This is a genomic window from Streptomyces sp. NPDC054834 (assembly GCF_053611185.1).
The window spans coordinates 32695-52501 of sequence record NZ_JBSGZV010000053.1 but is presented as its reverse complement, the minus strand read 5'-3'; the positions used below and the strand labels follow the sequence as shown (position 1 = coordinate 52501).

The window sequence follows — 19807 nt, the reverse complement described above, 5'->3', positions numbered from 1 at the left end:
TCTAAGGCCGCGGGCTGTGGGACGAGTGATCCGGTGGTGCCGTCGACCCCCTCGGCGTCAGCACGGGTGTGGGGACCGCATGTGAGTCCGGTCCCTCTCCCGTGATCACCCCGAACAGTGTCCTGGCCGCGTCCGCGCCGAAACCGTGCACGTCGTGGCTCATCGCGGAGAGGGTGGGGTGGGTCAGCCGGCACAACTGGGAGTCGTCCCAGGCCAGCAGGGACACGTCGGCGGGCACCTTCAGGCCCATCTCGGCGGCCACCGACAGCCCGGCCACCGCCATGATGTCGTTGTCGTAGACGATCGCGGTCGGCCGGTCCGGCGGCGCGGCGGTCAGCAGTGAGCGGGTTGCCCGGGCACCGGCCTCGCCCGAGTAGTCGGTGGTGACCTGCCAGGCACCGGCGAGGTCCAGGGAGCGGGCCGCCTCGTCGAAGGCGGCCGTGCGCATCGCCGTGTGCCCGAGGGCCGCCGCGCCGCCGACCCGGGCGATCCGCCGGTGCCCCAGCGCGGCCAGATAGCGCACGGCCTCCGTGACGGCGGTGGCGTCGTCCGTCCACACGGAGGTGAGCCCCCCGGTCAGCGACGGGTGTCCGACCGCCACCACCGGCAGGCCGAGCCGCTGGGCCACCGCCGGCCTCGGGTCGTCCGCCCCGAAGTCCACCAGGATCGACCCGCCGATCTGCCGTCCCTTCCACCAGGACTCCAGCAGACCGGCCTCCTCCCGTACGTTCCGCACGAGCCTCAGCAGCAGCGAGCAGGACCGCTCGGTCAGCACGCTCTCCACGCCCGAGATGAACTCCATGTAGAAGGGCTCCAGCCCCAGCATCTGCGCGGGCCGGCAGATCGCCAGCCCCACCACGTCCACCCGGGCCCCGGCGAGCGACCGGGCGGTGAGGTTCGGCGCCCAGCCCAGCTCCCGGGCGGCGGCGAAGATCCGGTCGCGGGTCGCCTCCGACAGCCCCGGCTTGTGGTTGAAGGCCAGCGACACCGCGCCCTTGGACACTCCGGCGCGCGCGGCGACGTCCTTGATGGTGACGCGGGGGGTCGGCGTCGCTGTCATCAGGCGGGCTCCACGCAGTACAGGGCGGCCCGGGCGGCGGCCGGGTCAGGAGTCTTCCAGCCCCGCACGCCGATCGTGACCCGTTCCCCGGGAAGCAGCGTGACCAGCCCACGGTCCGCCCGTGCCGTCGGATCCAGCCGGTCGGCCTGAAGCAGCAGGTCCCGTACGAGGGTACGGGCCGCCACCGTCACCGCGCCCGGCGCCACGGACACCTCGAACTCCGGCCGGGGGTACGGGATCTCGCGGTCGGGGGCCGGGAAGTGCAGGGCACGCAGCCCGGCCGCGTCGGCGACGAGGAACTCCTTGGGCCCGGCCGGCCTGAGCTCCCTCGGCACCCCGATCTCCGCCACCGCCCGCGCGCCGGCCGTCAGCGCCATGCTCGCCCCGCCGGCCACCACGCCGTCGACGGTCATACGGCGCAGCGTCACCGTCCCCGTCCACTCCTCGGCGGCCTGGTTGACGGCGGCCAGCACCAGCCCGTCCGCCCTCGGCCGCAGCGTCAGCAGCCGGTCGGCGTACAGCCGCCGCAGCTCGTGGTACAGCGGCTTCTCCCGCCCGTCGCCGTCCACGGCCGCCCAGGAGGTCACCGGCCAGCAGTCGTTGAGCTGCCAGACGACCGTGCCCGCGCACACCGGCCAGTGCGACCGCCAGTGCTCGATCCCGGCGGCCACCGCCCGCGCCTGGTTGACCTGCGTCAGATAGTGCCAGCGGTCGAAGTCCCCTTCGGGCACGGCGAAATGACGGGCGAGGCCGCGCTCCAGCTTGCCGTTGCCGTCGTCCGCCTTCTGGTGGTGCAGCACGCCGGGGGAGTCCGGCGCGAGGTCCTCACCGGGCAGCGCGCTCCGCAGCGTCGCGTACGCGGGCGGCGCCTGCCAGCCGAACTCGGCCACGAACCGCGGCACGCTCAGCCCGTAGTCCGCGTAGTCCTCCCGGTTCCACACCTCCCAGGAGTGGTGCGTGCCGTGCGCCGGGTCGTTCGGGTGGTGCGCCCAGGACCCCGACCACGGGCTGCCCGCCGTGTACGGCCGCGTCGGATCCAGCTCGGCCACGACGCGCGGCAGCAGTCCCAGGTAGTACCCCTCGCCCCAGGAGTCCCCGGCCAGCCGCCGCTCCCAGCCCCAGTCCCTGAAGCCCCACAGGTTCTCGTTGTTGCCGTTCCACAGCACCAGCGAGGGGTGCGGCATCAGCCGTACGACGTTCTCCCGGGCCTCCGCCTCCACCTCCCCGCGCAGCGGCTGCTCCTCCGGGTAGGCCGCGCAGGCGAACGGGAAGTCCTGCCAGACCATGAGTCCCAGCTCGTCGCAGGCGTCGTAGAAGTCCTCGCTCTCGTAGATCCCGCCGCCCCACACCCGCACCAGGTCCACGCCCGCCGCGGCGGCCTGCCCGAGCCGCTCCCGGTAGCGCTCGCGGGTGACGCGGGAGGGGAGCGCGTCGTCCGGGATCCAGTTCACGCCCCGCGCGAACAGCCGCTCCCCGTTGACGACGAGGGTGAAGCCGGTGCCGTCCCCGTCGGGCCGGCGGTCCAGCTCGACCGTGCGGAAGCCGATCCGGCGGTGCCAGGTGTCGAGCACCTCGTCACCGTGTGCCAGCATCAACTCGAGGTCGTACAGCGGCTGTTCCCCGTACCCCCGCGGCCACCACAACCGCGCCTCCGGCACCCGGAGCCGCACGACCCCATGCGTACCGTCGACCTCGGCGCGCGCCGTCCGACCGCCCACCCGGGCCTCCACCGCGAGCCGTGCCTCCACCCGGGTCCGCTCCACGTCCACCCACAACTCGACGACACCCGTGCCCTGTTCGACGGTCACCAGGGGCCGCACCCGGCTGATCCGCGCGGTCGACCAGCGCTCCAGCCGCACCGGCCGCCAGATGCCCGCCGTGACCAGTGTGGGCCCCCAGTCCCAGCCGAAGGAGCAGGCCATCTTGCGGATGTACTGGTACGGCTCGGCATAGGCGGCGGGCCGCTCGCCCAGCCGCTCGCGGACGGCCTCGGCCTCGGTGTAGGCGGAGGCGAAACGCACCGCCAGCGGACCCGTCGCCCCCGTGACGTCGAAGCGGTAGGAGCGGTGCATGTTCCGTACCCGGCCGAGGAGTTGTCCGTCGAGCGTGATCTCGGCGGCGGTGTCGAGGCCGTCGAAGACGAGATCGGTCCGCTCGTGCGCGGATGCCTCCCGCAGCTCCCTCTCGTACGCCCACTCCCGCCGCCCGACCCAGGCCACCTCCACCTCGTTCCGCCCGACGAACGGGTCCGGGATCACCCCGGCCGCGAGCAGATCGGAGTGCACGCACCCCGGCACCCGGGCCGGCAGCGCCTCCCCTTCGTGCCGCAGGATCCAGCCCTCGGTGAGCGGTGTGGCCTCCAGCATGCGCACTCCCTAAACCGGTCTACACGCGGGATTGGACGTACTTCTGCATCGTTGGCGGGATTGGGACTTTACCGGTTGAGGAAAGCGCTGTCAGAGTGCCGAATCAGCCAACTCGCACGTGCTCTTCCGTCCCGAGAACGGAGTTGACGCACATGAACCGCCGTACGCACCGAAGCCCCATCCTCGCCACGGCCGCGGGAGCCGCCCTGCTGCTCGCGGGCTGCACCGGTACGGGAGGCTCGGCCAAGGGCGCCGACGCCAAGGCGCCCGACGACCCGTCGAAGGTGAGCGGGACCATCACGGTCCTCACCCAGCGGACCGACCTCGTGCAGGACGGCACGATGAAGAAGTACGCCGCCGAGTTCAACAAGACGTATCCGAAGGTGAAGGTCAAGTTCCAGGCCCTCACCAACTACGAGTCCGAAGTCAAGATCCGTATGAACACGGAGAACTACGGCGACGTCCTGATGATCCCCGGGGTGATCAAGAAGAGCGACTACCCCAGGTTCTTCGCCTCCCTAGGCACCCAGGAGGAGCGGGCGAAGAAGTACCGGTTCACCGACTTCACCACCGTCGACGGCAAGGTCTACGGCCAGAGCCCGATCGGTGTGACCCCCGGCTTCGTCTACAACAAGCGGGTCTGGAAGGAGGCCGGCGTCACCCGGTGGCCCACCACCCCGGCCGAGCTCCTCGACGGCCTGAAGGCGATCAAGTCGAAGACCGGCGCGACCCCGTACTACACCAACTTCGCCGCCCAATGGCCGCTGACCTCCTGGACGTTCGTCAACGGCTCGGTGCACTGCGACACCCGGGCGACCACGAAGATCGCCGACGGCGACCCCTGGGCCGAGGGAGCCGACCTGCGCGTCGGCGACCAGCTCCTGTACGACATCGTGCACGACGGGCTCGCCGAGAAGGACCCGACCACCACCAACTGGGAGGCGTCCAAGCCCCAGTTGGCCAAGGGGAAGATCGCCACGGAATGGCTCGGCACCTGGGCGATCATCCAGTTCCAGGACGCGGCCCGCAAAGCCGGGGTGGACCCCGGCGACATCGGCTTCATGCCCTTCCCGGCCCAGGTGGACGGCAAGTTCTGCGCGGTCGTCGGCCCGGACTACAACCAGGCCGTCAACGTCCACTCCGCGCACAAGGAGGCGGCCCGCGCCTGGATCGACTGGTTCACCGACAAGTCCGGCTACGACAAGGACAACCTGGCCATCTCCCCGCTGAAGGACGCGCCCCTGCCCACCGTCCTGAAGCCGTACGAGGACGCGGGCGTGCAGCTGATCGAGCTCGACGACTCCGCGGGCGCCAAGGTCAAGCTGATCGACGACCAGTCCGAGGTCGGCATCAACAAGCCCGACTACCGCCAGGACCTGGTCGACCTCGCACGTGGCGCGAAGAGCGGCAGCCTCGACGACTTCCTGGACGGCCTCGCCAAGAAGTGGACCGACGCCCAGAAGACCGTGGGGTCGGGGTCCTGATGACGGACACCACGCAGAAGGCGGCCCACCGGGAGATCACCGCCCCGGCCGGACCGGCCCCCGCCCCGGAACCCGCGCCGCGTCGGGTGCGGCTCACGCGGGCGATGACCCCCTGGCTGTTCCTGCTCGCCCCGCTCGCCCTCCTGATCACCTTCACCTACGCGCCGATGGCCAACATGGTCGCGTACAGCTTCACCGACTGGGACGGCGTCAGCCCGGAACTGCACTACACGGGCACCGGGAACTACACCGAACTCTTCACCCGCCCCGACCTCTTCGAGGTCTTCTTCGTCAGCGGCTACTACCTGGCCGCCTCCGCCGTCCAGATCGTCGCCGCCCTCTACTTCGCGACCGTCCTGAGCTTCGACGTCCGCTTCCGGAACTTCTTCAAGGGCGTGCTCTTCTTCCCGTACCTGATCAACGGGGTGGCGATCGGCTTCGTCTTCCTCTACTTCTTCCAGGACGGCGGCACCCTGGACTCGGTGCTGAGCCTGTTCGGCGCGCACTCTCACCACGCCTGGCTGGGCACGCCCGTCTCGGCGAACCTCTCCCTCGCGGGCGTCTCCGTCTGGCGCTACCTCGGCCTGAACTTCGTCCTCTTCCTGGGTGCGATCCAGTCCATCCCGGGGGAGCTGTACGAGGCGGCCGAGCTGGACGGCGCGAACCGCCGGCAGCAGTTCCGCCACATCATCGCGCCCGGCATCAAGCCGGTGGTGACCCTGACCGTGATCCTCTCGGTCTCCGGCTCGCTGTCCGCCTTCGACATCCCGTACATCATGACCGGCGGCGCGACCGGCACCGAGACCTTCGTGATCCAGACCGTGAAGCTGGCCTTCCAGTTCAACAAGACGGGGCTCGCCTCGGCGGCCGCGGTCGTCCTGCTGCTGATCGTGCTGGCGGTGACCTGGCTGCAACGGCGTCTGGTCCCCGACGACAAGGTGGACCTCGTATGACACGCCGTACCGTCGCCCGCACCCTGGTGTACCTGTCGCTGATCACCGCGACGGTGGTCGTCCTGCTCCCCCTGGGCGCCGTCCTCCTGACGTCCCTGAAGACCCCGGACGAGATGGCGAACGACAGCGGCGCCCTCGCCGCCCCCCACGACCTGTTCAACTTCCACAACTACGTGACGGCGTTCCAGGACGGCGGAATGCTCCGGGCCTTCGGCAACACGGCCTTCATCCTGGTCTTCGCCATCGGCGGCACCGTCCTCATCGGCTCGATGACGGCGTACGCCATCGACCGCTTCACCTTCCGCTTCAAGAAGCTGGTGGTGGCGCTGTTCCTGCTGGCCGCGCTGGTCCCCGGCGTGACCACCCAGGTGGCCACCTTCCAGATCGTCAACAGCTTCGGCCTCTTCGACACCCGCTGGGCCCCGATCCTGCTCTACATGGGCACGGACATCGTCTCGATCTACATCTTCCTCCAGTTCGTCAGGTCGATCCCGGTCTCCCTGGACGAGTCCGCCCGCCTGGACGGCGCCAACGCCTTCACGATCTACCGCAAGATCATTTTCCCGCTGCTGAAACCCGCGACGGCGACCGTGGTGATCGTGAAGGGGATCACCGTCTACAACGACTTCTACATCCCCTTCCTCTACATGCCGTCCCAGGATCTTGGCGTGATCTCGACGTCCCTGTTCCGCTTCCGCGGCCCCTTCGGCGCCCACTGGGAGACGATCTCGGCCGGAGCGGTGCTGGTGATCCTGCCGACCCTGATCGCCTTCCTCGCCTTGCAGCGCTTCATCTACAACGGCTTCATGAGAGGCGCGACAAGATGACGCCGCCAAGGTGACGCGCCCCGAAGGGGCGCGGGGAACTGTGCGACAAGCCACGAGTAACCCGCAGCCGCCGTACAACAGAACCCCCAACGGCGCCTAGGCCCCCGTAGCGGCCAGCGCGGCAACAAGCACCGGCGTCACCAGCTCCACCTGCCAGGCCCGCGCACCGTACCCGGACAGCGCGGCACCCACGGACTCGTCGTCCACACCCTTCGGCGGCTCCCAGCAGAGCCGCCGTACCGTGTCGGGGGTGATCAGATTCTCCTGAGGCATGTTGAGCCGCTCGGCCAGCGAGGACACCCCCGCCCGAGCCGCCGAGAGGCGCGCGGCGGCGGACGGGTCCTTGTCCGCCCAGGCCCGAGGCGGCGGCGGCCCCGCGACCGGCTGCCCCGGCTGCGGCAGCTGCGACTCGGAGAGCGCCTTGGCGCGATCCACCGCGGCCTGCCACTGCTCCAGCTGCCGCCGCCCCATCCGGTGCCCAAAGCCGTTCAGCCCGGCCAGGACGTGCACATTGGCCGGCAAGGAGAGCGCCGCCTCCACGATGGCGGAGTCACTGAGCACCTTGCCCGGCGACACGTCCCGCCGCTGGGCGATCCGGTCCCGCGTCTCCCACAGCTCGCGCACGACGGCGAGTTGCCGGCGCCGCCGCACCTTGTGCATACCCGACGTACGGCGCCAGGGGTCCTTGCGCGGCTCGGCGGGCGGCGCCGACGCGATGGCGTCGAACTCCTGCCGGGCCCACTCCAGCTTGCCCTGCCGTTCGAGCTCCTTCTCCAGCGCGTCGCGCAGGTCGACGAGCAGCTCGACGTCCAGCGCGGCATACCTCAGCCACGGCTCGGGCAGCGGCCGGGTCGACCAGTCGACGGCGGAGTGGCCCTTCTCCAGTACGAAGCCCAGGACGCCCTCGACCATCGCGCCGAGGCCGACCCGCGGGAACCCGGCGAGCCGGCCGGCCAGCTCGGTGTCGAACAGGCGGCTGGGAACCATGCCTATCTCACGCAGGCAGGGCAGGTCCTGGGTGGCCGCGTGGAGCACCCACTCGGTGCCGGACAGCGCCTCGCCGAGTCCCGACAGGTCGGGGCAGGCTACGGGGTCGATCAGCGCGGTCCCGGCCCCCTCGCGGCGCAGCTGCACCAGATAGGCGCGCTGTCCGTAGCGGTATCCGGAGGCACGCTCGGCGTCGACGGCGACGGGGCCGGTGCCCGCGGCGAAGGCGGCGACCGCCTCGGCCAGCGCGGCCTCGTCGGCGATCACCGGGGGAATGCCCTCGCGGGGCTCGAGCAAGGGAACCGGCGCCGCCGTCTCAGAGGATCCGCCGTCGTCCGGAGGGGTTCCTCCGGTGGTGCGCAGTGGCATGTCTGCTGCGGTCTCTTGGGCGTCGGTCACATGTCAAGGGTATCTGTGTGTGGACAGCGCCCGTCGACGGAACGTTCCGTCGACGGGCGTCGGAGGGTCGTAAACCAGTCAGGAATCGGTCAGGCGGGTGAAATGCCTGGTTCACATGGGCGAACCGTTATGAGGTCAGTGGATGGCGGTCAGTGGATGGCGGTCAGGGGGTGAGGGTCAGTGGATGATCCCGGTGCGCAGGGCCACCGCCACCATTCCGGCCCGGTCGCCGGTGCCGAGCTTGCGGGCGATGCGGGCGAGGTGGCTCTTGACGGTGAGGGCGGACAGGCCCATCGAGACGCCGATCGCCTTGTTGGACTGGCCCTCGGCGACCAGGCGCAGCACCTCGACCTCGCGGCCGGACAACTCGCGGTAGCCGCCCGGGTGGCTCGGGGCGCCCGGGGGGCGTCGGTGCATACGGGCGGCGGCACCGATGGGGGCGGCGCCCGGTCGGCTGGGGAGCCCGATGTTGGTCCGGGTGCCGGTGACGACGTAGCCCTTGACCCCGCCGGCCAGGGCGTTGCGTACGGCGCCGATGTCGTCGGCGGCGGACAGCGCCAGGCCGTTGGGCCAGCCAGCGGCGCGGGTCTCGGACAGCAGGGTCAGGCCGGAGCCGTCGGGAAGGTGGACGTCGGCGACGCAGATGTCGCGGGGGTTGCCGATGCGGGGACGAGCCTCCGCGATGGACGAGGCCTCGATGACATCGCGCACGCCGAGCGCCCACAGGTGGCGTGTGACGGTGGAGCGGACGCGCGGATCGGCCACGACCACCATGGCGGTCGGCTTGTTCGGGCGGTAGGCGACCAGGCTTGCGGGCTGCTCGAGGAGAACGGACACCAGGCCTCCTGGGGTGCGGGGACGGGGCCGGCTCCTGGGGATGAAGCCGGGACGAACCGTGATTTCAAGGTCACAGTCGTCTTCGGCACCAAACCCGTCCGCCTTTAGGGAATGATCACGATCCAGTGAGTAACAATCCGTGCAATTCGGACACGCGGTCGATCATTCGGAGATCGAGTCGGTTCGAGCGGGTGCGATTCGGATTCCGGAAGTGGCCGTATCGACAAAGAGATGGTCAATGAAGGGTGAGTCGCGCGACTGCCGGGTGGACGAGAACGCCCCGCCGGCGATGCCGACGGGGCGGAGGTACTGAACTGCGGGGGTCAGCGGGACTGCGGCCCCCTGCGCTGCGGCAGGGTCACCACGGACGCGTCACCGGGGGCGGCCGGCGGCAGGCCCGCGACCTGGGCCAGCAGATCGCACCAGGAGGCCAGATGAGCGGCGGTGTCCGGGACCCCGCCCAGGCCCTCGCGGGGCGTCCAGGAGGCGCGGATCTCGATCTGCGAGGCGGCGGGCCGCTCGGACAGCCCGCCGAAGTAGTGCGAACTCGCCCGCGTGACCGTGCCGCTCGGGTCGCCGTACGCGAGCCCGCGCGCCTGGAGGGCGCCGGTCAGCCACGACCAGCACACCTCGGGCAGCAGCGGATCGGCCGCCATCTCCGGCTCCAGCTCGGCCCGCACCAGCGTCACCAGCCGGAAGGTGCCCCGCCAGGCGTCGTGCCCGGCCGGGTCGTGCAGCAGCACCAGACGGCCGTCGGCGAGGTCCTGGTCGCCGTCGACGACCGCGGCCTCCACGGCGTACGCGAAGGGGGCGAGCCGCTGCGGGGCAGGCGTCGGCTCCACCTCGATCTGCGGCCGCAGCCGGGCGGCCCGCAGCGCCTCCACGGCGGCCCGGAAGGCCGGCGGAGCCGCACTGCCGTCATGCCGGTCCGCCTCCCCCGTCTCCTTCTCGTCGTCCATCCCGCCAGCGCCGTCCGACAGTCGTCCCTGAGCCGCAGCCATGCGGGGAAGAGTAAGGGGAAGCGGGGCGTCGTGCGGGGCAGACACCCCGCGCCGCCGGTCGCCGCACCCCGGCAGGGCTCCCGGCACCGCCGTGCGAGACTTTCCCCGTGAGTGCCAACGAGACTGACCACGAGACTTCCACGGGCCGGCGGCCGACGCGGCCGTCCGCGACGTACGACTCCGCCTTCCTCAAGGCGTGCAGGCGTGAGCCCGTGCCGCACACCCCGGTGTGGTTCATGCGGCAGGCCGGGCGCTCCCTGCCGGAGTACCGCAAGGTGCGCGAGGGCATCCCCATGCTGGAGTCCTGCATGCGGCCCGAGCTGGTCACCGAGATCACGCTTCAGCCGGTGCGCCGGCACAACGTGGACGCGGCGATCTACTACAGCGACATCGTCGTACCCCTCAAGGCCATCGGTATCGACCTCGACATCAAGCCGGGCGTCGGCCCGGTCGTCGAGCGCCCGATCCGCACCCGCGCCGACCTCGCCCAGCTCCGTGACCTCACCCCCGAGGACGTCTCCTACGTCACCGAGGCGATCGGCCTGCTCACCCGCGAGCTCGGCCCGACCCCGCTGATCGGCTTCGCCGGCGCCCCGTTCACCCTCGCGAGCTACCTGGTCGAGGGCGGCCCCTCGCGGACGTACGAGAACGCCAAGGCGATGATGTTCGGCGACCCGGAGCTCTGGGCCGACCTGCTCGACCGCCTCGCCGGCATCACGACCGCGTTCCTCAAGGTGCAGATCGAGGCCGGGGCCTCGGCCGTCCAGCTCTTCGACTCCTGGGCCGGCGCCCTCGCCCCCGCCGACTACCGGCGCTCGGTGCTGCCCGCGTCGGCGAAGGTGTTCGAGGCGGTCTCCGGGTACGGCGTTCCGCGCATTCACTTCGGCGTCGGCACCGGCGAGCTGCTGCGGCTCATCGGCGAGGCCGGCGCGGACGTCGTCGGCGTCGACTGGCGCGTCCCGCTCGACGAGGCCGCCCGCCGCGTCGGCCCCGGCAAGGCGCTCCAGGGCAACCTCGACCCGACCGTCCTGTTCGCCGGCACCGAGGCCGTCGAGGCCAAGACCCGCGAGGTCCTCGACACGGCCGCGGAGCTGGAGGGCCACGTCTTCAACCTTGGCCACGGGGTCATGCCGTCCACCGACCCGGACGCGCTGACCCGGCTCGTGGAGTACGTGCACACGCGGACCGCCCGCTGACCTACCAGGTCTGCCAGGCCTGCCGGGGCCGGGCCCGTCTGCCGAACAGCAGGCCGCGCGGCTCCGGCGGGGGCGGGGTGCCGGGCTTGAGCGGCCAGGCGAGCAGCATGCCCGCGAGGAAGCCGACGACGTGCGCCGAGTAGGCCACCGTGCCGGCGCCGGACACGCCGTGCCCGGAGGAGTACACCGCCTGGAGACCGAACCAGAAGCCCAGCACCAGCCAGGCGGGCAGCCGCAGCGGCAGGAAGATCAGGAACGGCACCAGCACCCACACCCTGGCCCTCGGGTAGAGCACCAGATAGGCGCCCAGGACTCCGGCGATCGCCCCGGACGCTCCGATCAGCGGGTCGCCACTGTCGGCGTTGAGCAGCGCGAAGCCGTACCCGGCCGCGTAGCCGCAGACGAGGTAGAAGAGGAAGTACCGGACGTGGCCCATCCGGTCCTCGACGTTGTTGCCGAAGATCAGCAGGAACAGCATGTTGCCCAGCAGGTGCAGCCAGCTGCCGTGCAGGAACATCGCGGTGAACACCGACAGCGGCGGCGACTTGTCGTAGCCCGGCGGCCCCACCACACAGCCCGGGCCGTGCGGGCCCACACCCACGCCCCCCGTCGGGACCATCCTCGGCAGCTGATGGTGGATCAGCTCCCTGGGGACGGCCGCGTAGTGGTCCATGAAGGCCTGGAGGTTGCACAGCTGGGCCAGATCGCTGCCCCCGGCCACGGATCCGGCTATGCCGGGCGTGGACAGGAACACGAGGACGTTCGCGGCGATGAGCGCGTATGTCACCCATGGGGTACGGCGCACCGGGTTCACGTCATGCACGGGGATGACCACACAGAAGTACTGCCCGCGATGCGGCGGACGAATCGGTGAACGCCGCCGCGCAGGCGTGCGTATCTCTCCTCAACCGACGTGAGGATCAGGCGATGAACGACCGAATCACCCCTCCGATGCACGCCACGCCCGACGGCGAGGCGGAGATCGCCCTCGTGGTGCGGCTCCCCTGGGAGGACGTCGCACGGCTCGGCCAGGAGGCGGGGCGGCTCGCCTCGCAGATGCAGCGGCCGGTGACGCTGGACGAGGCGGTGAGCCATCGGCTGCGGTCCACGAGGGCGTCCGCGGCCCATGCCAAGCCGGCGGGGGAGCAGCCCGCGGCCGTGACGTCCAGCACCTCGGTGACCTCACTCCCGAGGATCAGCGGCACGGGCTGAGAGCCTGTGTCACACAGGCTCTAACCGGCACTCGCACGCACCTTCGCCGACGCCTTTCTCGCCGCCACCAGTACCGGGTCCCACACCGGTGAGAACGGCGGGGCGTAGCCCAGGTCCAGGGCCGTCATCTGTTCCACCGTCATGCCCGCGGTGAGGGCCACCGCGGCGATGTCGACCCGCTTGCCCGCGCCCTCCCTGCCGACGATCTGCACGCCGAGCAGCCGTCCCGTGCGGTGCTCGGCGAGCATCTTGACCGTCATGGGCGAGGCACCGGGGTAGTAGCCCGCGCGGCTGGTCGACTCGATGGTGACCGTCTCGAACCTGAGGCCCACCCGGCGGGCGTCCTTCTCGCGCAGACCGGTGCGGGCGATCTCCAGATCGCAGACCTTGCTGACGGCCGTGCCGACCACGCCCGGGAAGGTGGCGTAACCGCCGCCCGCGTTGGTGCCGATGACCTGGCCGTGCTTGTTGGCGTGGGTGCCGAGCGGGACGTACTGCTCCCGGCCGGAGACCAGGTTCAGCACCTCGACGCAGTCACCGCCGGCCCAGATGTTCTCGTGGCCGCGTACGCGCATGGCGAGGTCGGTGAGCAGGCCGCCACGGGCACCGAGGGGGAGGCCCGCCGCGGCGGCGAGCGCGGTCTCCGGGCGGACGCCGATGCCCAGGACCACGATGTCAGCGGGGTATTCGGCCTCCTCCGTGGCCACCGCGCGGATCCGGCCGTCCTCACCGGTGAGCAGCTTCGTCACCGCGGCGTCGTTGACCATGGTGATGCCGAGGCCCTCCATGGCCCGGTGCACCAGACGGCCCATGTCCGGGTCCAGGGTCGACATGGGTTCCGTGCCGCGGTTGACGACCGTCACCTCGAAGCCGCGGTCGATCAGCGCCTCGGCCATCTCCACACCGATGTAACCGGCACCCACCACCACCGCACGGCGGCCACGCGTGTCCGCCAGCGTGTCGAGGAGGGCCTGACCGTCGTCCAGGGTCTGCACGCCGTGCACACCGGGAGCGTCCACACCCGGCATGTCGGGGCGGACCGGGCGGGCTCCCGTGGCGACGACGAGTTTGTCGTACGACGTCCAGGACTCGGCGCCGGAATCGACGTCACGCGCGCGTACCCGCTGCCCGGCCACGTCGATCTCCACGACCTCGGTGCGCATGCGCAGGTCGATCCCGCGCGCGCGGTGCTCCTCGGGAGTGCGCGCGATCAGCTGGTCGCGTTCGGGCACGGCACCGCCCACCCAGTACGGGATCCCGCACGCCGAGAAGGAGGTGAAGTGGCCGCGCTCGAAGGCCACGATCTCCAGTTCCTCCGGGCCCCGCATCCGGCGTGCCTGCGACGCCGCGGACATCCCCGCGGCGTCGCCGCCGATCACGACCAGCCGTTCCGACCCGCGCCGTTCACCGCTCATGCTCATGTGCACACGCTAGGGCACGCCGGATTTCGGGCCCGCTCAGCCCTGCTCGTCCGGTTCGGCGGCGGCCTGCGGTGCCGCGGGCCGGGAAGCCGCGGGCTGGGGCGCCGGACGGGCCGTCGGCAGCGGCCCCGGGTCGGCCGTCGCCGGTGAGGCGGCGCGCGGCAGCCGGGGGCGTACGACCCGCAGCCACAGCAGCGTCAGCAGCGCGGCCAGGGCCGCGAACGGCAGCACCGCGCCGAGGGCCAGGGCGATCCAGCGGAGCATCGTGACGAACGCGTGCCAGCCGCCCGCCAGGGCGTCCCCGAAACCGGGGGAGTCGTCCCCGGCCGCCTTCCGCACCGGCGTCCGCGACAGCGACAGGGTGATGGTGGCCAGGCTCGTACGGTCCTTCAGGGACGCCTGCCGGGCGAGCAGCGCCTCCAGGTCCGACTCGCGGCTGCTCAACTCCCCTTCCAGGGTGACCACGTCACCGAGCTTGCCGGCCCGGTCCATCAGCTCCCGGATCCGGGCCACGCTGGCCCGCTGCGACTTGATGCGGCTGTCGACGTCCACCACCTGGTCGGTGACGTCCCGCGCCTTGGCCGTGCGGTGGATCAGCCTGCCCGAGCCCTCCAGGCCGGTGAGGACCGCGTCGTACTTGTCCGTGGGCACGCGCAGTACGACCCGGGTGCGCTCGTGGCCCGCGGAGTCCCGGCTGGTGGTCTCGTCGCCGACGTAGCCGCCCGCGTTCTCGGCGGTGGCGCGGGCCTCGTCCAGTGCCTTGGGCACGTCCTTGACCTGCACGGTGAGGGAGGCGGTGCGGATGATGCTGCTCGCGGTGAGCCTGGGGGCCTTGGTGGCGGCGTCGGCGCCGCGCGCCTTGCCGCCGGACGCCCGGTCCTGCGCGAGGCCGGCGGAGTTGGCCTTGCTGTCGGCGGAGCCGCCGCCGGCGTCGTCCGCGCCGCTGCATCCGGCGAGGGCGAGGGACGCGGCGAGCAGGACGGCGGCCAGGGCCTGAACGGGCCGTAGGGATCGTGGTGTGCGCATGTGGCGGTACCCCCCGAGAGGTTCGCGACGACTGACGTTCCTTCGACGCCCGGACGGCGCGGCGCGTTGGGGGGTGGACGGTTCCGATGAGGTCACGGTCACATCGCGCCGGGGCCACAAGGCCCTGGCGCCGCTGTCAGTGGTGTCTGAGAGGGTGGAGCCATGAGCGGATCACGTACGGGCACGGGTCACGTCGTCGTCATCGGAGCGGGCATCGCCGGGCTGGCCGCCGCGCACCGGCTGCTCCAGCGCGGGGCCCGGGTGACCGTGCTGGAGGCCTCCGACCGGGTCGGCGGCAAGCTGCTGCCCGGCGAGATCGCGGGCGTGCGCGTCGACCTGGGCGCCGAGTCGATGCTCGCGCGCCGCCCCGAGGCGGTGGGCCTCGCCCGCGAGGTCGGACTGGCCGACCGCCTTCAGCCGCCGGCCACCGCCACGGCCTCGATCTGGACCCGGGGCGCCCTGCGCCCCATGCCCAAGGGCCACGTCATGGGCGTCCCCGGCACCGCCGCCGCCCTGACCGGCGTCCTGTCCGACGAGGGCCTCGCCCGCATCGAGCGCGACGCCGACCTGCCCCGCACGGAGGTCGGCGAGGACGTGGCGGTGGGGGAGTACGTGGCGGCGCGGCTGGGCCGCGAGGTCGTCGACCGCCTGGTCGAGCCGCTTCTGGGCGGGGTCTACGCGGGCGACGCGTACCGCATCTCGCTGCGCTCGGCCGTCCCCCAGCTCTTCCAGGCCGCCCGCACCCACACCTCACTGACGGAGGCGGTCCGCGAGATCCAGGCGAAGGCTGCCGCCAATCAGCAGACGGGCCCGGTGTTCATGGGCATCGAGGGCGGCGTGGGCCAACTGCCGCTCGCGGTCGCGGACTCGGTGCGCCGACGGGGCGGCGACATCGTCACGGGCGCCCCGGTGGGCGAACTGCGCCGGGAACCCGGCGGCGGCTGGCGGGTGGCCGCCGGTGACCGCGTGCTGCGCGCCGACGCCGTGGTCGTCGCCGTCCCCGCCCCGGCCGCCGCCGGGCTGCTGGCCGCCGAGTCCCCGGAGGCCGCCGCCGAGCTGCGGACCGTCGAGTACGCCTCCATGGCCCTGGTCACCCTCGCCTACCGCCGCGCCGAGGTCGCCCTCCCGGACGGCAGCGGCTTCCTCGTCCCGCCCGTCGACGGGCGCACCATCAAGGCCTCCACCTTCGCCTCGCAGAAGTGGGGCTGGATCGCCGACGAGGACCCCGACGTGATCGTGCTGCGCACCTCCGTCGGGCGGTACGCCGAGACGGAGATCCTCCGGCGCGAGGACACCGACCTGGTGGAGGTCTCCCGGCACGACCTGCGCGAGGCCACCGGCCTGGACGCCACTCCCCTCGAGACCCGCGTCACCCGCTGGACCGACGGCCTGCCCCAGTACCCCGTCGGCCACCACGCGCGCGTGGCCCGCATCCGCGAGCACGTCGCCAAGCTGCCGGGCCTGGCCGTGTGCGGCGCGCAGTACGACGGTGTCGGCATCCCCGCGTGCATCGCGAGCGCGAACGCGGCGGTGGACCAGCTGGGTGGTGACCTGCGCGGTGTGCAGGAGCTCACCGCCGACCCGGTGCAGAGCCTGCACGGCGGAGCGGGAGAATAGCGGCATGAGTGACGACGCTCCCACCACCGCCTCCGAGCGGATCCCGAACAAGGGCAAGCTGGCCAAGGACCTCAACGAGGTCATCCGCTACACCCTGTGGTCCGTCTTCAAGCTGAAGGACGTACTGCCCGAGGACCGCGCGGGTTACGCCGACGAGGTCCAGGAGCTGTTCGACCAGCTCGCCGCGAAGGACGTGACCATCCGCGGCACGTACGACCTGTCCGGGCTGCGCGCCGACGCCGACCTCATGATCTGGTGGCACGCCGAGACCAGCGACCAGCTCCAGGAGGCGTACAACCTCTTCCGCCGCACGAAGCTGGGCCGCGCCCTCGAGCCGGTCTGGTCGAACATGGCGCTGCACCGCCCGGCCGAGTTCAACCGGTCGCACATCCCGGCGTTCCTCGCCGACGAGACGCCGCGCAACTATGTCAGCGTCTACCCGTTCGTCCGTTCCTACGACTGGTACCTGCTGCCTGACGAGGACCGCCGCCGCATGCTCGCCGACCACGGCAAGATGGCCCGCGGCTACCCGGACGTGCGCGCCAACACGGTCGCGTCGTTCTCGCTCGGCGACTACGAGTGGGTCCTGGCCTTCGAGGCCGACGAGCTGTACCGGATCGTCGACCTCATGCGCCACCTGCGCGGCTCCGAGGCCCGCATGCACGTCCGCGAGGAAGTCCCGTTCTTCACGGGCCGCCGCAAGGACATCGGCGAGCTGGTCGCCGGTCTGGCCTGATCGGGATCGGGCGGGTTGTCCTGTGTGCTGCCGGGGGTCCGGGGGGTGTCCCCCGGGGGATGCAGCACGGGCCGCCGCAAGGACATCGGCGAGCTGGTCGCGGGCCTGGCCTGATCAGAGTCGCCCGGCCTTGCCCTTCAGCTGGTCCCTCAGGGCCTGCCTGCGGGGCGTCCCCGGCTTCGGCTCCGGGTGCGGCGCGCAGGACGCGTGCCGCACCGGGACGCGGCCCGCGAGCAGGTAGGCCTCGAGGTGGGCGTTGACGCACGCGTTCGGCCCGCCCGCGATGCCGTGCGTACCGGCGTCCCGCTCGGTCACCAGCACCGAGTCCGCCAGCCGCCGGCGCATCTCCAGCGCCCCGTCGTAGGGCGCGGCGGCGTCCCGCTCGGCGGCCAGGATCAGCGTCGGCGGCAGCTCACCCGGGCCGGTCCGTACGTCGACGGGCCGCTGCCGGGGCGCCGGCCAGTAGGCGCACGGCAGGTTCATCCACGCGTTCTCCCAAGTCTCGAAGGGCGCCACGCGCGCGAGCCGGGTGTTGTCGCGGTCCCACACCGCCCAGTCCGTCGGCCAGGGCGCGTCGTTGCACTCGACGGCGGTGTAGACCGCGTTCAGGTTCTCCCTCTCCGCTGCCGTCTTGGCGCTCGGCGCGGCCAGCTGGACCAGCGGCTTGGGGTCACCCTTCAGATACGCCGACAGCGCCTCGGCACGGCTCGGCCAGAAGTCGTCGTAGTACCCGGCGGACAGGAACGCGCCCTGAAGCTGCCCGGGGCCGACCTTCCCGCCCGCCGGTTCGGCGGCCAGCCGCGTCCGTGCCGTCTCGTAGCTGCGGCGCACCTTCTCGGCGGTGTCGCCGAGGCCGTACACGTCGTCGTGCCGGGCGATCCACTGCCTGAAGTCCGTCCAGCGGTCCTCGAACGCGGCCGACTGACCGAGGTTGTCGCGGTACCAGACCTGCGCGGGGTCCGGGTTCACCGGCGCGTCCAGCACCATCCGCCGCACGTGCGAGGGGAACAGCGTCGCGTACAGCGCCCCGAAGTAGGTGCCGTACGACGCGCCCATGAAGGTCAGCTTCTCCTCGCCCAGCGCCGCGCGCAGGACGTCGAGGTCGCGGGCGTTGTTCAGGGAGTTGTAGTACCGCAGCGCGCTTCCGGCCCGCAGGGCGCAGCCCCGCGCGTACGCCTTCGCGCCGGCGATGCGCTTCTTCTTGTACGCCGTCGAGGGGTGCGTCGGCGCCTGCGCGGGCCCGGTGACGAGCTGCCCCGGGTCCTGGCAGGACAGCGGTGCCGAGCGGCCCACCCCGCGCGGGGCGTAGCCGACGAGGTCATAGGCGGCGGCGACGCGCTTCCACTCGGGCAGGAGTCCGATCACCGGGAAGTACATGCCGGAGGCGCCCGGGCCGCCCGGGTTGAAGACGAGGGCGCCCTGACGGGGCACCTTGCGCTTGCTGTTGCGCGGGTCCTTGTGGGTCGCCTGCGCCCGGCTGACGGTCAGCTTGATCTGCCTGCCGTCGGGACGGGCGTAGTCCAGCGGGACGGTCACCGTGCCGCACTGCACGCCGTCCGGCGCGCCCTGGTCGGCGGGGCACTTGCCGAAGTCGATGCCGGCCGCACGCGCGCGGGCGGCGGCCACCGCGGTGCCGCGCTGTTCCGCCGTCGTGTCCGGGGCGTGGGGTGCGCCGCCGGCGGGGGCAGCGACGAGGGTGGTCAGGAGCAAGGAGCCGGCGGTCGAGTAGAGGGCGGCAGCTCTCATCGCGTATCCCTTCGGTGGGGGCGGCGGCGCACCGCCAAGACAAAAGGGATATTTCGTTCGGTGGTCGGCGAAGGCAAGCACCGTCCGGCCGGTGTCGGCCCCAATGCCCCCTATGCGCCCCCGGGCGGCGTCCTCACTCCCGCCAGGGCTGGTCGCGGTGCGCGAAGGCGGCGCGCAGTTCCGGTTCGCCGATCGCGCGGATGCCGCGTACCGCGACGGAGGTGAGGTAGCTCCGGTCGTCGCCCGCGCCGGGCGTCTGCCGGTTCAGCGCGCCGAGCAGCCGCTGCCCGGCCGGGGAGGCCCAGGGTGAGTACGGGTGCACCTCGACCCGCGCCATGGCCAGGCAGCTCAGGGTGAGGGTGAGGGGGAGCGCGAACCACAGGGCGACCAGGTCGCGCGGCATCTGGGTCGGCGCGGGCGTCAGCAGTGCGGCCGCACCCAGCACGAGGACGGCCAGCGCGGCGGCCCGCACCTGGCGGACGCCGGCCGCGACGGTCGTACGCGCCCCGTCGGGCACCGCGAGCCCCGCGCGCACCAGGTCGTCGGCGAGGCTGCGCACCGCGTCCGCGCCCGCCGCCGCGAACCGCACCGGCTCTATGCGGGACTGCCCCTCCGGGCCGATGGCGCCTATCACGGACCGCTCCATGTCGTCCCGGCCGCGCGGGTCGACGACGGTCGCCCAGCCGGTGTGCGCGAGCAGCAGCCGCCGCTGCCGGGCCATGGAGACCATGGTCAGATCGGCGACCCGCGCGGGCCCGCCGGACAGGAACGCCGCCTCGTACAGCGTCAGATCGTGCTCCTGTCTTGCGATCGCGTCCTGCCTGTCGGCGGTCGCCGCGCGTACGGCGGCCAGGCACAGCCGGGTGCAGGCCGTGCCGGCGACGGCCCAGGCCAGCAGCAGTAGAAGGACCCAGAACATGACAAGTTTCTATGCCAGTG

General features: G+C 72.1%; 17 protein-coding genes. 7 read left to right on the top strand and 10 right to left on the bottom strand.

The genetic code is table 11. The features are described from left to right. Position 1: 1 nt before the first annotated feature. Both ACWGJM_RS41810 and ACWGJM_RS41805 read right to left on the bottom strand, forming a co-directional pair. Positions 2-1060: a LacI family DNA-binding transcriptional regulator gene (locus ACWGJM_RS41810; protein ID WP_453416992.1), complete on the bottom strand. Its 1059-nt coding sequence runs from the start codon at positions 1058-1060 to the stop codon at positions 2-4. Then, a complete protein-coding gene (locus ACWGJM_RS41805) occupies positions 1060-3426 on the bottom strand; it encodes a glycoside hydrolase family 2 protein (RefSeq protein WP_453416991.1) in 2367 nt (788 codons plus the stop codon). Before ACWGJM_RS41805 ends, ACWGJM_RS41810 begins: the two co-directional genes overlap by 1 nt. 152 nt (positions 3427-3578) lie before the next feature. On the opposite strand from ACWGJM_RS41805, the gene ACWGJM_RS41800 reads away from it, so the two are divergent. Genes ACWGJM_RS41800 through ACWGJM_RS41790 form a run of 3 tightly spaced genes read left to right on the top strand, consistent with a single transcriptional unit; the run spans position 3579 to position 6690 of the window. Then, positions 3579-4910, top strand: a complete 1332-nt coding sequence (locus tag ACWGJM_RS41800; protein ID WP_453416990.1) for an extracellular solute-binding protein — start codon at positions 3579-3581, stop codon at positions 4908-4910. Then, a complete protein-coding gene (locus tag ACWGJM_RS41795) occupies positions 4910-5863 on the top strand; it encodes a carbohydrate ABC transporter permease (RefSeq protein ID WP_453416989.1) in 954 nt (317 codons plus the stop codon). The genes ACWGJM_RS41800 and ACWGJM_RS41795 overlap by 1 nt, the downstream gene beginning before the upstream one ends. Further along, positions 5860-6690: a carbohydrate ABC transporter permease gene (locus ACWGJM_RS41790; protein WP_453416988.1), complete on the top strand. Its 831-nt coding sequence runs from the start codon at positions 5860-5862 to the stop codon at positions 6688-6690. The genes ACWGJM_RS41795 and ACWGJM_RS41790 overlap by 4 nt, the downstream gene beginning before the upstream one ends. A 96-nt stretch (positions 6691-6786) precedes the next feature. Here the strand turns inward: ACWGJM_RS41790 and ACWGJM_RS41785 are convergent, their stop codons facing one another. The 3 genes from ACWGJM_RS41785 to ACWGJM_RS41775 all read right to left on the bottom strand — a co-directional run bounded on the left by ACWGJM_RS41785 (position 6787) and on the right by ACWGJM_RS41775 (position 9914). Further along, positions 6787-8076 (bottom strand): ribonuclease D, encoded by a 1290-nt coding sequence (locus ACWGJM_RS41785; protein WP_453416987.1) that lies wholly within the window; start codon positions 8074-8076, stop codon positions 6787-6789. A 177-nt stretch (positions 8077-8253) separates the two neighbouring features. Continuing rightward, complete coding sequence (locus ACWGJM_RS41780) at positions 8254-8913, bottom strand: LuxR C-terminal-related transcriptional regulator (protein WP_453416986.1); 660 nt, start codon at positions 8911-8913, stop codon at positions 8254-8256. 323 nt (positions 8914-9236) lie between these two features. Further along, positions 9237-9914 (bottom strand): DUF3000 domain-containing protein, encoded by a 678-nt coding sequence (locus tag ACWGJM_RS41775; RefSeq protein ID WP_453416985.1) that lies wholly within the window; start codon positions 9912-9914, stop codon positions 9237-9239. A 107-nt stretch (positions 9915-10021) separates the two neighbouring features. Here ACWGJM_RS41775 and hemE point away from each other — a divergent pair, with 107 nt between their 5' ends. Further along, the gene (gene hemE / locus ACWGJM_RS41770) at positions 10022-11110 is read left to right on the top strand and encodes a uroporphyrinogen decarboxylase (RefSeq protein ID WP_453416984.1); all 1089 of its coding nucleotides are present in this window, start codon (positions 10022-10024) and stop codon (positions 11108-11110) included. A 1-nt stretch (position 11111) separates the two neighbouring features. Here the strand turns inward: hemE and ACWGJM_RS41765 are convergent, their stop codons facing one another. Beyond that, the gene (locus ACWGJM_RS41765; RefSeq protein ID WP_453416983.1) at positions 11112-11945 is read right to left on the bottom strand and encodes a rhomboid family intramembrane serine protease; all 834 of its coding nucleotides are present in this window, start codon (positions 11943-11945) and stop codon (positions 11112-11114) included. Between the two features lie 92 nt (positions 11946-12037). On the opposite strand from ACWGJM_RS41765, the gene ACWGJM_RS41760 reads away from it, so the two are divergent. Then, positions 12038-12322, top strand: coding sequence for a hypothetical protein (locus ACWGJM_RS41760; RefSeq protein ID WP_453416982.1), 285 nt, complete (start codon positions 12038-12040; stop codon positions 12320-12322). Between the two features lie 20 nt (positions 12323-12342). On the opposite strand, the gene ACWGJM_RS41755 is transcribed toward ACWGJM_RS41760, so the two are convergent. Both ACWGJM_RS41755 and ACWGJM_RS41750 read right to left on the bottom strand, forming a co-directional pair. Beyond that, positions 12343-13743: an FAD-dependent oxidoreductase gene (locus ACWGJM_RS41755; RefSeq protein WP_453416981.1), complete on the bottom strand. Its 1401-nt coding sequence runs from the start codon at positions 13741-13743 to the stop codon at positions 12343-12345. A gap of 36 nt (positions 13744-13779) precedes the next feature. After that, positions 13780-14769 carry a DUF4349 domain-containing protein gene (locus ACWGJM_RS41750; protein ID WP_453416980.1) on the bottom strand — a complete coding sequence of 330 codons (990 nt, stop codon included), beginning with the start codon at positions 14767-14769 and terminating at the stop codon, positions 13780-13782. Positions 14770-14931: 162 nt separating this feature from the next. Here ACWGJM_RS41750 and hemG point away from each other — a divergent pair, with 162 nt between their 5' ends. Beyond that, a complete protein-coding gene (gene hemG / locus ACWGJM_RS41745; protein WP_453416979.1) occupies positions 14932-16386 on the top strand; it encodes a protoporphyrinogen oxidase in 1455 nt (484 codons plus the stop codon). Positions 16387-16390: 4 nt separating this feature from the next. Further along, a complete protein-coding gene (gene hemQ, locus ACWGJM_RS41740) occupies positions 16391-17122 on the top strand; it encodes a hydrogen peroxide-dependent heme synthase (protein WP_453416978.1) in 732 nt (243 codons plus the stop codon). A 114-nt stretch (positions 17123-17236) separates the two neighbouring features. Here hemQ and ACWGJM_RS41735 read toward each other — a convergent pair whose 3' ends face one another. Then, entirely contained in the window at positions 17237-18868 is a 1632-nt protein-coding gene (locus ACWGJM_RS41735; protein ID WP_453416977.1) for an alpha/beta hydrolase, read from the bottom strand. Positions 18869-19001: 133 nt separating this feature from the next. Further along, positions 19002-19787: a TIGR04222 domain-containing membrane protein gene (locus ACWGJM_RS41730; RefSeq protein WP_453416976.1), complete on the bottom strand. Its 786-nt coding sequence runs from the start codon at positions 19785-19787 to the stop codon at positions 19002-19004. Positions 19788-19807 lie beyond the last annotated feature (20 nt).

Excerpts from the sequence above, each read along its gene's own strand:
- ACWGJM_RS41810 (WP_453416992.1), bottom strand. The coding sequence starts at position 1,060 with ATGACAGCGACGCCGACCCCCCGCGTCACCATCAAGGACGTCGCCGCG.
- ACWGJM_RS41805 (WP_453416991.1), bottom strand. The coding sequence starts at position 3,426 with ATGCTGGAGGCCACACCGCTCACCGAGGGCTGGATCCTGCGGCACGAA.
- ACWGJM_RS41800 (WP_453416990.1), top strand. The coding sequence starts at position 3,579 with ATGAACCGCCGTACGCACCGAAGCCCCATCCTCGCCACGGCCGCGGGA.
- ACWGJM_RS41795 (WP_453416989.1), top strand. The coding sequence starts at position 4,910 with ATGACGGACACCACGCAGAAGGCGGCCCACCGGGAGATCACCGCCCCG.
- ACWGJM_RS41790 (WP_453416988.1), top strand. The coding sequence starts at position 5,860 with ATGACACGCCGTACCGTCGCCCGCACCCTGGTGTACCTGTCGCTGATC.
- ACWGJM_RS41775 (WP_453416985.1), bottom strand. The coding sequence starts at position 9,914 with ATGGCTGCGGCTCAGGGACGACTGTCGGACGGCGCTGGCGGGATGGAC.
- ACWGJM_RS41760 (WP_453416982.1), top strand. The coding sequence starts at position 12,038 with ATGAACGACCGAATCACCCCTCCGATGCACGCCACGCCCGACGGCGAG.
- ACWGJM_RS41755 (WP_453416981.1), bottom strand. The coding sequence starts at position 13,743 with ATGAGCATGAGCGGTGAACGGCGCGGGTCGGAACGGCTGGTCGTGATC.
- ACWGJM_RS41750 (WP_453416980.1), bottom strand. The coding sequence starts at position 14,769 with ATGCGCACACCACGATCCCTACGGCCCGTTCAGGCCCTGGCCGCCGTC.
- hemG (WP_453416979.1), top strand. The coding sequence starts at position 14,932 with ATGAGCGGATCACGTACGGGCACGGGTCACGTCGTCGTCATCGGAGCG.
- hemQ (WP_453416978.1), top strand. The coding sequence starts at position 16,391 with ATGAGTGACGACGCTCCCACCACCGCCTCCGAGCGGATCCCGAACAAG.
- ACWGJM_RS41735 (WP_453416977.1), bottom strand. The coding sequence starts at position 18,868 with ATGAGAGCTGCCGCCCTCTACTCGACCGCCGGCTCCTTGCTCCTGACC.
- ACWGJM_RS41730 (WP_453416976.1), bottom strand. The coding sequence starts at position 19,787 with ATGTTCTGGGTCCTTCTACTGCTGCTGGCCTGGGCCGTCGCCGGCACG.